General features: G+C 68.5%; 12 protein-coding genes. 8 read left to right on the top strand and 4 right to left on the bottom strand.

Annotated features, from left to right (window positions below):
* The 3 genes from E8A12_RS22175 to E8A12_RS22165 form a co-directional block, all read left to right on the top strand.
* Positions 1 to 460: LysR substrate-binding domain-containing protein (locus E8A12_RS22175; protein ID WP_293372964.1), on the top strand; the 460-nt coding region annotated here is incomplete at its 5' end.
* An 88-nt stretch (positions 461 to 548) separates the two neighbouring features.
* On the top strand, positions 549 to 1,127 hold the full coding sequence (locus E8A12_RS22170) for a PadR family transcriptional regulator (RefSeq protein WP_293372962.1): 579 nt from the start codon (positions 549 to 551) through the stop codon (positions 1,125 to 1,127).
* Positions 1,128 to 1,136: 9 nt separating this feature from the next.
* On the top strand, positions 1,137 to 1,445 hold the full coding sequence (locus tag E8A12_RS22165) for a DUF2218 domain-containing protein (protein WP_293372960.1): 309 nt from the start codon (positions 1,137 to 1,139) through the stop codon (positions 1,443 to 1,445).
* Here E8A12_RS22165 and E8A12_RS22160 read toward each other — a convergent pair.
* Entirely contained in the window at positions 1,442 to 3,544 is a 2,103-nt protein-coding gene (locus E8A12_RS22160; protein WP_293372958.1) for a prolyl oligopeptidase family serine peptidase, read from the bottom strand. The genes E8A12_RS22165 and E8A12_RS22160 overlap by 4 nt on opposite strands.
* A 121-nt stretch (positions 3,545 to 3,665) precedes the next feature.
* Between E8A12_RS22160 and dapF the strand changes: the two genes are divergently transcribed.
* Positions 3,666 to 4,496 carry a diaminopimelate epimerase gene (dapF, locus tag E8A12_RS22155; protein WP_293372968.1) on the top strand — a complete coding sequence of 277 codons (831 nt, stop codon included), beginning with the start codon at positions 3,666 to 3,668 and terminating at the stop codon, positions 4,494 to 4,496.
* Entirely contained in the window at positions 4,493 to 5,776 is a 1,284-nt protein-coding gene (gene mtaB, locus E8A12_RS22150) for a tRNA (N(6)-L-threonylcarbamoyladenosine(37)-C(2))-methylthiotransferase MtaB (RefSeq protein ID WP_293372956.1), read from the top strand. The genes dapF and mtaB overlap by 4 nt, the downstream gene beginning before the upstream one ends.
* Positions 5,777 to 5,780: 4 nt before the next feature.
* On the opposite strand, the gene E8A12_RS22145 is transcribed toward mtaB, so the two are convergent.
* The gene (locus E8A12_RS22145) at positions 5,781 to 6,419 is read right to left on the bottom strand and encodes a trimeric intracellular cation channel family protein (protein ID WP_293372954.1); all 639 of its coding nucleotides are present in this window, start codon (positions 6,417 to 6,419) and stop codon (positions 5,781 to 5,783) included.
* A 59-nt stretch (positions 6,420 to 6,478) separates the two neighbouring features.
* Between E8A12_RS22145 and ftsY the strand changes: the two genes are divergently transcribed.
* The 3 genes from ftsY to E8A12_RS22130 all read left to right on the top strand — a co-directional run bounded on the left by ftsY (position 6,479) and on the right by E8A12_RS22130 (position 8,697).
* Positions 6,479 to 7,423: a signal recognition particle-docking protein FtsY gene (ftsY, locus tag E8A12_RS22140; RefSeq protein ID WP_293372952.1), complete on the top strand. Its 945-nt coding sequence runs from the start codon at positions 6,479 to 6,481 to the stop codon at positions 7,421 to 7,423.
* On the top strand, positions 7,420 to 8,040 hold the full coding sequence (locus E8A12_RS22135; RefSeq protein WP_293372950.1) for a septation protein IspZ: 621 nt from the start codon (positions 7,420 to 7,422) through the stop codon (positions 8,038 to 8,040). Before ftsY ends, E8A12_RS22135 begins: the two co-directional genes overlap by 4 nt.
* Before the next feature lie 90 nt (positions 8,041 to 8,130).
* Positions 8,131 to 8,697, top strand: coding sequence for a MarR family transcriptional regulator (locus E8A12_RS22130; RefSeq protein ID WP_293372948.1), 567 nt, complete (start codon positions 8,131 to 8,133; stop codon positions 8,695 to 8,697).
* On the opposite strand, the gene E8A12_RS22125 is transcribed toward E8A12_RS22130, so the two are convergent.
* Together E8A12_RS22125 and E8A12_RS22120 are read right to left on the bottom strand one after the other, a co-directional pair.
* Positions 8,694 to 8,912, bottom strand: coding sequence for a hypothetical protein (locus tag E8A12_RS22125; protein ID WP_293372946.1), 219 nt, complete (start codon positions 8,910 to 8,912; stop codon positions 8,694 to 8,696). The two genes, E8A12_RS22130 and E8A12_RS22125, sit on opposite strands and share 4 nt — an antisense overlap.
* Positions 8,913 to 8,997: 85 nt before the next feature.
* Positions 8,998 to 9,288 carry a hypothetical protein gene (locus tag E8A12_RS22120; protein WP_293372944.1) on the bottom strand — a complete coding sequence of 97 codons (291 nt, stop codon included), beginning with the start codon at positions 9,286 to 9,288 and terminating at the stop codon, positions 8,998 to 9,000.
* Between the last annotated feature and the right edge of the window lie 44 nt (positions 9,289 to 9,332).

Here is a 9,332-nt window from a genome sequence, read left to right as displayed (position 1 = left end):
GGCGCTGATCGCGCTGCCCTTCGACATGCACGGCCTGAACTGGGCGCACGTTTCCGACGACGAACTGCTCGCCGCCATGCCGGCGGACCATCCCTTGGCCAGACTGAAATCGGCAGACCCCGACGATCTGGAGCGCGAGGACATCATCCTCCTGGAAGACGGCCACTGCCTGCGCGATCACGCCATGGCCGCCTGCGGGTTGAAGCCGCCGAAGGTTGCGTCCGGCGAGGAGGCCTTCGCCGCAACCTCGCTGCCGACCCTGGTGCAGATGGTGTCCTCGGGCCTCGGCGTGACCTTCCTGCCTGCCATGGCGGTCAACGCCGGCCTCACCGACCCGGCCAGCGTCGCCGTGCGTCCGATTTCGCCCGGCCACGCCAGCCGCGAGATCGTCGTCGCCTGGCGCGCCGGCTCCAACCGCGCCGCCGAGGGCCGCCTGCTCGCCGAGGTGCTTCGCGAATAGAAGGATTTCGACATATCGAAATACGCTTGCAAGTCCGATGCGGTTTAGATATATCGATAGCACCCCACTAAAGGAGGGGGTTTTCGATATGCACAGACACCATCACTTTCACGGCGGGCGGGACGAACACCGCAGCCGTCATCCCTGGGGCGGCCACATGCGCGGCCTCGGGGGCCACGGGCATCACGAACGCCATCGCAGCGGCCGGGTTGGCCGGTTCCTGGAACACGGCGACCTGCGCTTCGTGGTCCTGGCCCTGATCGCCGAACAGCCGCGCCACGGCTACGAGCTGATCAAGGAACTGGAAGACCGCACGGGCGGCGCCTACCGGCCCAGCCCCGGCGTGATCTATCCGACCCTGTCGCTGCTTGAGGACGAGGGCTTCATCCGTCCGGTCGACAGCGAAGCCGGCCGCAAGCTCTACGAGGCCACCGACGAGGGCCGCGCCGCGCTGGCGGAAAATCAGGCCGGCGTCGACGCCGTGTTCGGCCGCATGGCTCAGGCCGCGGAAGGCTCCGACTCCACCCGTCCGCGGATCGCCCGCGCGATGGCCAACCTGCACACCGCCCTGATGCAGCGCCTCGCGCGGCGTCCCATCGCCCAGGACGAGATCGACCGCGTCATCGCGCTGATCGACCAGGCCGCCTCGGCGATCGAGAAGGTCTAGGAGGCGCCCATGCGCTCAAGCTCGACGATCGTCACCGACCACAGTCACCTCTACATGGCCCAGCTGTGCCACCACTTCGTGGACGGAGCCGTGGCCGTTCTGCGCGATCGCGAAGGCCGGATCGCCTTCGAGGCCGGCGAGGTCTATCTGCGGTCCTCGCCGGTGACCCTGATGATCCTGGCCCAGGCGCCGGAACCGGAGGCGCTGAGCGTGTTGGAGCAGACCGTCGAGGATCAGCTCCGCCGCCTCGCCGAGCGCGAGCCGGACCTCGATGTCGAGTGGCGCCGCGCGCCGCAGCCCGTCGATGCCCGCCCCTAGTCCATCAGCTTCTGGGACAGGTACACATAGTGCCTGGCCCAGCGGCGGGCGTTGAGCTCCGGATCGGCGTCGTTGGCGTGCCCGCCGAAGGTCTGCTCGTAATAGAGATAGGGCAGGCCCATGGCCTCCATCTTCGCCGCGAACTTGCGCGGATGGCCCGGATGCACCCGGTCGTCGCGGGTGTTGGTGGTGATGTAGGGCTCGGGGTATTTCACCCCCGCCTTCAGGTTCTGATAGCCGGAATATCTGGCGATGAAGGCGCGGTCCGCGGGGATGTCCGGATCGCCGTACTCCGCCACCCACGAGGCGCCGGCCGACAGGTGATTGTAGCGCAGCATGTCGATCAGCGGGCTCTCGATGACGATGGCGTTGAACAGCTCCGGATGCTGGGTCATCGACACGGTGGTCAGGATGCCGCCGTTCGAGCGGGCGTAGATGCCCATGTGGCGCGGCGAGGTGATTTTCCGGGCTTCCAGGTCGCGGGCCACCGAGGCGAAGTCGTCGAAGGCCAGCTGGCGCTTCTCGCGAAGCACCGCCTCGTGCCAGGCGGGGCCGAACTCGCCGCCGCCCCGGATATTGGCGACCACATAGGCGCCCCCTCGCTCCAGCCACAGCTTGCCCATCTGGGGCACGTAGAGCGGCGGCTCCGACAGCTCGAAACCGCCATAGCCGAACATCTGGACGGGCGTGGAGCCATCCAGCTTCATGTCCCGCCGGTGGACCACGAAGTAGGGTATCTTGGTCCCGTCGCTGGAGGTCGCCCAGTGCTGATCGACGACGTCCTTCGAGGCGTCGAACTGGGCGGGCAGTTGCTTGACCTTGGTCGCCGCGCCGCTGTCGGCGTCGGCCAGCCATAGCGAGGTCGGGTCAAGGAAGCCCTCGGCGGTGAAGAACAGCTGATTGTCGTCTTCCGATGTGCTGACCAGGCTGATGTTGGCGTTGGCCGGCAGCTTCAGGCGCCTGGGCAGCCAGACGCCAGCCTTGTGGTCGTAGACGTCGACGGCGCCCTTGACGTCTTCCAGCAGAACGATGGCCAAGCGGTCCTTGGACGAGGCGACCCTGACGACCGCGTCATGGGCGCCCGGGTGGAAGACCAGCTGGGCCTTCGCAGCCGCCGGATCGCGCTTGAGGTCGGCGAGGTCGAAGCTGATCACGTCGCCGGCGGCGAAGGTCTTCCAGGCCTGCTTGATCGTGAACACCACCTGGCCGTCCACATAGGTCGAATATTCGGTCTTCTTCGGAAGCGGGATGAGCGTCAGGCCCTTGTCGCCCAGCAGGCTGAACTCGCGCTCATAGAACGTCAGGCCGTGGTTTAGGAGGATCGCGTCGGCCCCGTGCTCGCCCTCAAGCACGTCCCCGCCATTCTGCACGTCGGTCTTGGCGCCGCGGAACACCTCGCGGGGCTCTGCGCCGCGATTCACGATCTTCACGACGTAGGGATAGCCGGACTTGGTCACCTCTTCCGGCGTCCAGGGGCGGGCGACGATCAGGGTGTCGCGGTCGATCCAGCGGATGTTCTGCTTGGCGTTGGCGAACTTGAAGCCGCCCTCGACGAACTTTCTTGTGGCGGTGTCGAATTCGCGGACCTCCACCGCATCGCTGCCGCCGTTGGAGAGGTGGACAAGGCATAGCGTTTGGGCGGGCTTCAGGCAGTCGGCGCCCTTCCAGATCCAGTTCTTGCCCTCGGCCTTGGAGAGCGCGTCAAGATCGAGCAGGGTCTGCCATTGGGGGCTCGCGGTCTTGTAGGACGCGAGGTTCGTGTGGCGCCAGACGCCGTGGACGTGCGCGCCGTCCTGCCAGAAATTGTCCACACCGCCGGCGCGGAAGCGCGGCATGGGGATGCGGTCCTGGGCGGTGAAGATCTTCAGCGCCTGCTGGCGGAAGACCTCGTAGCGCGGGTCTTCCTCAAGCCGCACATGGGTCTTGGCGTTCTGGCCTTCGACCCAGGCCATGGAGCGCGGACTGTCGATGTCCTCAAGCCAGATGAAGGGATCATCCGCACTGGCCGCGGCGACGACCGGCGTCGGGGCTTGTGCGAAGGACGGCGCGAAGGCGGCGGCTGAGGCCAGGGCCGCGAAGGCCAGTAGCAAAGCTTTCATGCCCGTTGTTCTAACCGGCGCGAAACGGGCCTGTCTCGCCCGGAGGTGTTTCGGGGCGGAAACGCCCAGGATGCGCCCTCCGCGTGCGTCCGGGCGCGTCTTCGCCTATATGTCCGCCGCCATGAGCCGTCCGTTCCTGAAGATGAACGGGCTCGGCAACGACTTCGTCGTGGTCGAGGCCCGCAGCGCGCCGTTCCAGCCGACGGCTGACGAGGTGCGCGCCATCGCCGACCGGACGAGCGGCATCGGTTGCGACCAGTTGATCGTCCTGGAGCCGCCGGAGCCCGGCGAGGGCGTCGATGCCCGCGTGCGCTTCTGGAACTCCGACGGCGAGGAGATCTCCGCCTGCGGCAACGGCACGCGCTGCGTGGGCTGGCTCCTGATGCAGGCGACGGGCCAGGATCAGGCGGTGATCGAGACCAAGGCCGGCAAGCTCTACGCCAGCCGAGCCGGGGAACGGCTGGTCAGCGTCGACATGGGCAGACCCGGTCTGGACTGGCGAGACATCCCTCTGGCGCGCGAGCAGGACACCCGGGCCCTGGACGCCACGCTCTATCCGGACGCGTCGCTGGCGACTGCGCCGGGCTGCGTCTCCATGGGCAATCCGCACGTGGTGTTCTTCGTGGCCGACATCGACGCCGCGCCTGTGAACGTCGCCGGGCCGATGGTCGAGCATCATCCGCTGTTCCCGGAGGCCGTGAACGTCGGCTTCGCCCAGGTGATCGACCGCGGGCGCATCCGGCTGAAGGTCTGGGAGCGCGGCGCCGGCCTGACCCAGGCCTGCGGCACCGGCGCCTGCGCGGCCCTCGTCGCCGCCGCGCGCCGTGACCTGACGGACCGCACCGCCGTGCTCGTCCTCGACGGTGGCGAGCTCTTGATCGAATGGCGCGACGACGACCATGTGATCATGACCGGCCCCGCCGCCGTCGATTTCGCCGGCGAGCTGCCATGAGTGACGTCGCTGCGCCTGCCGACGTGGACGTTGTCACCTTCGGCTGCCGGCTGAACGCCTATGAGAGCGAGATCATCCGCAAGCAGGCGGCGGCCGACGGGCTGTCGGACGCCGTCGTCTTCAACACCTGCGCGGTGACCGGCGAGGCCGTGCGCCAGGCTCGTCAGGCGATCCGCAAGGCGCGGCGCGAGCGGCCGGGCGCCAAGCTGATCGTCACCGGCTGCGCCGCCCAGATCGATCCCGCCGCCTTCTCCGCCATGCCCGAGGTCGACCTCGTCCTGGGCAATGCGGAAAAGTCCGCGCCCGGCGCCTACCTGCCGCAGCCGGAGCTCGGCCGCGTGCGGGTCAACGACATCATGAGCGTGCGCGAGACCGCCGGGCATCTGATCGATGGGCTGAAGGACCGGGCCCGCGCCTACGTCGAGGTTCAGAACGGCTGCGACCACCGGTGCACGTTCTGCATCATCCCCTATGGCCGCGGGAATTCCCGCTCGGCCGCCGCCGGCGAGGTGGTGGCGCAGGTCAAGCGCCTGGCCGCCCAGGGCTACCGCGAGGTGGTGCTGACCGGCGTCGACGTCACCAGCTGGGGCGCCGACCTGCCAGGCCAGCCGACTCTGGGCCAGCTGGTGGGGCGGATCCTGAAGCTGGTCCCGGAACTACCGCGGTTGCGGCTGTCGTCCATCGACGCCGCCGAGATCGATCCGGACCTGATGGCCTGCCTGGCTGCCGAGCCACGCCTGATGCCCTATCTGCACCTGTCGCTGCAGGCCGGCGACGACATGATCCTCAAGCGGATGAAGCGCCGCCACAGCCGCGCCGACGCCCTGAAGCTGGTGGCGTCCGTACGCGCCATCCGACCTGACACCGCCTTTGGCGCCGACCTGATCGCGGGCTTCCCCACCGAGACGGAAGGCATGTTCGAGAACACCTTGTCGCTGGTCGAAGAAGCGGGCCTCTCCTTCCTGCACGTCTTCCCCTACAGCGCCCGTCCGGGCACGCCCGCCGCGCGGATGCCGGCCGTGGCGGGTGCGCAGGTCAAGGCCCGAGCGGCGCGTCTGCGGGCGGCGGGCGAGGCGGCGCTTGCGCGGCACCTGCAGCGCCAGGTCGGGTGTAGGCTGATGGGACTGGTCGAACGGAACGGCGTGGCGCGGGCGGAGGATTTCACCGAGATCGCCTTCACGGGCGGGGCGGAGGTGGGGAGCATCGTGGCGCTGAGCGTCACGGGCCACGATGGCAAGCGGGCCCTGGCCCACACCCTGGCGCTCCAAGCGGCCGAATAGCCGCCTAGCTGCCGTCGTTCTCCGGATCCACGGGTCCCCCAAACCCCGGCAGCGACCACTTCCACAGGATCGCCCCGCTCCGCAGGCTGAGCGCCGCCACGAAGCCAGCGATCCCGGCCGGTGTCGTCGGCGTGCCCACCAGGCCCAGGATCACAAACGTCGCAGCGCCGACCAGCGCCGGGGTGACGTACAGCTCCCGCTGCAGCAGGACCGACGGTTCGTGGGCCAGCACATCTCGGATCACGCCGCCGAAGGTCGCCGTCAGCACGCCCATCACCACGGCGGAGAACGGCGGGACGCCCAGGGAGGTGGCCTTCAGCGCGCCGACCACCGCGTAGGCCGCCATGCCGATGGCGTCGAGCCAGGTCAGCGTGTGGCCCCGGAAGCGCCGCGGGCCGACGATCCACACCGCCGCGGCGGCGCCCAGGCAGACGATCACATAGCCGGGCTTGCCCACCCAAAACACCGGCGCGCCGATGAGGAGGTCGCGCAGGGTGCCGCCGCCCACCCCGGTTATGGCGGCGAAGAAGCCGAAGGTGACGATGTCATGCTTGCGGCGCGCGGCCGCCAGCGCCCCGGTCGCGCCGAACACCGCGACCGCCGCATAGTCGAGCACCGCAAGCGTGGCCGTGAGTCGGTCCATGGCGGGTGAGCCTGGAAGGGAGCGTGACGGCGCGCAAGGGGCCCGCTAGAAGCGCGCGCATGACCGAACCCAAACGCGGCTGGTTTTCGCGGCTGACCGAAGGCCTGACGCGCTCGTCGAAGCAGATCGGCGAGCAGATCACCCAGGTCTTCGTCGCCAAGGAGCCGCTCGATCAGGCCAAGCTCGACGAGCTGGAGGAGATGCTGATCGAGGCCGACCTAGGCCCGCACTCCGCCGCGCGCATCACCCAGCGCTTCTCCGACGAGAAATTCGGCAAGGACGTCGACGAGACCGAGATCAAGGAAGCCCTCGCCGCCGCCATCGGCGATGAGCTCTCGGGCCGTGAGGGGACCTTCGACGCGCTCTCCGGCCCTCGGCCCTATATCGTGCTGTTCATCGGGGTGAACGGCTCTGGCAAGACCACGACGCTCGGCAAGATCGCCGCCGACCTGACAGGCAAGGGCGCCAAGGTGCTGGTGGTGGCCGGCGACACCTTCCGCGCCGCGGCGGTGGAGCAGCTCAAGGTCTGGGCCGAGCGAGCGGGCGCGGACTTCATGTCGCGGCCGATGAACTCCGACGCCGCGGGCCTGGCCTTCGACGCGGTCGAGCGCGCCCGGGCCCAGAATTACGACGTGGTGCTGATCGACACCGCCGGGCGTTTGCAGAACAAGCAGGGCCTGATGGACGAGTTGTTGAAGATCATCCGCGTGGTGAAGAAGGTCGATCCAGAAGCCCCGCACGAGACCCTGTTGGTGCTCGACGCCACCGTGGGCCGCAATGCGCTGGCCCAGGAGAACATCTTCGGCAATCAGATCGGGGTCTCGGGCATCGTCATGACCAAGCTGGACGGCACCGCTCGCGGCGGGGTGCTGGTGCCGGTCGCTCAGGCCTCGGACAGCCCCATCAAGCTGGTCGGCGTGGGCGAAGGGATTGAGGACCTGCAGCCGTTCAACGCGCGGGCCTTCGCGCGCTCCCTGGTGGGCCTTGAGGAGACCGGCCGATGAGCAGCGAGTCGGCGGCGCCCCAGAAACCGGCCCCGAAGCTCCCCAAGTGGGTGCACTACGTCATCGATTACGGCGGCCTGGTCGCCTGGATTCTGACCCTGGTGATCACCCGCAGCGCCATCACCTCGAGTTGGGTGATCGTCGGCGCCTCGTTGCTCGCCCTCGCTGTTGGCCTGGTGGTCGAGCGCCGTGTCGCGCCCATGCCGCTGGTGACGGCCGTCGTCGGCCTGATCTTCGGCGGGTTGACACTGTTCTTCCACGACGAGCGGTTCATCAAGGTCAAGCCGACCATCCTTTACGCGCTGCTCGGCCTCTTCCTGATCACCGGCGCCCTGCGCGGCAAGAACCCGCTGAAGGTCCTCATGGGAGACGCCTTCCACCTGCCGGACCCGGTGGTCCGCACCCTGACCCTGCGCTACGCTCTGTTCTTCTTCGCCGTGGCGGCTGCCAACGAGGCGGTGTGGCGCACCCAGAGCACGGTATTCTGGGGCTTCTTCAAGTTCCCGGGCGTGCCGGTGCTGATCTTCCTCTTCGCCATGAGCCAGGCGCCGCTGATGATGAAACATATGCCGGACGACGATACGGAAGTGGCAAAGCCGCCGGCGGACGCGCCTTAGGACCGGCGCTCAACCGCCCACGGAGTGTCTGTAATCAAAAAGTCGCAATCGTACTCTAGTGACGCGGAAGAGCCGCGCGGGGGACGACCGATGGCCAAGGGCAAGTCTGGCGCTAAGGGTGGCATCGCCGCCCTCGAGCAGTCGCCGAGTCACCTCCTTCATCGAGCGCTGCAGCGCGCACTGGACATCTATGTCGAGGAGTTCGGCGAGGGCGGGATCACCCAGCGTCAGTTCGCGGTCCTCGCGGCCGCCGACGAGCGCGAGGGCGCGACCCAGGCCGACCTTGTGCGGATCACCGGCATCGACCGCTCGACGCTGGCGGACATGGCGCGGCGGATGATCGGCAAGGGCCTGCTCGAGCGTGAACGGTCCAACGTCGATGCCCGCGCCAACGCAGTGCGACTGACCGAGGCCGGCAAGCTCGCCCTGACGGAGGCGCGGCCGAAGATGGCATCCGCGGATACGCGGCTGATGAAGCTGATTTCCGGCGGTGGCCGCCGCGCGACATTCCTGAGCCTGCTTCGCGACCTAACCAAGTCGGCGGAGCCGCCGGCGGCGAAGGCCAAGCCGAAAGCCCCCAAGCCGGCGCCCAAGGACAAGCCGCCCAAAGCGGGCAAGGCCCACAAGGGCAAGAAGGCGAAAAAGAAGGCGGCCTAACTCAGCCGCGGGCCGCTCGTAGGCTGGGCGGGTCCGGCGATGGTCGACGGCCGCAGGTGCGGCGAGTGCAGGCGCTCGTAGGGTGGCGGACCTGCGCGGCGCAGGATCATCTCAAGCAGCATCGGACCGTCCGCGCGCAAGGGCGGCGGCTCGCCGAAGATTTCACGCCACAGCGCGGCGGCCTCCTCGTAGATTTGTTGGTCCCTCGGTTCCATGCTGGCTTAACACCGATATCCGGCCGGCGTTCCCGATTCAAAAAGTTAATGACTTTTAAGGCCTTAAGGTCACGCTCGCTTCGCGTCAGACGCGAATGTCGAGGAGCGACCCGGGGCGGAGCAGCTTGGCCGGCGGCTCGGCTGGGATCGCCGTGGGGCGAACCTCGGCCCGCTGAACCGGCGCCGTCTGGGGCGTAAACGCCTGCGTCTGGCTCGCGGCCTGGGGCGCCGCCGGGGCCGTCGGCGCGCCCGCGCGGCCCATGGCGGCGTCGAAAAAGGCCCGCTGTGCAGAGGCCCGCGCGGCGTCCGCCGCCGCGCCGGCGACCGAGGTCGAGGCGGGTTGGGTCGGGAAGGCGTTGGGACGGATCGGCGTCACGGGCGGGCGGCTCGGGTCTGTTATGGTTAACGCGGCGCCAATCT

The sequence above is a fragment of the Phenylobacterium sp. genome (assembly GCF_004799395.1).
In the GTDB taxonomy this organism is placed as follows: domain Bacteria; phylum Pseudomonadota; class Alphaproteobacteria; order Caulobacterales; family Caulobacteraceae; genus Phenylobacterium.
This window is presented reverse-complemented; position numbering and strand designations above follow the sequence as displayed.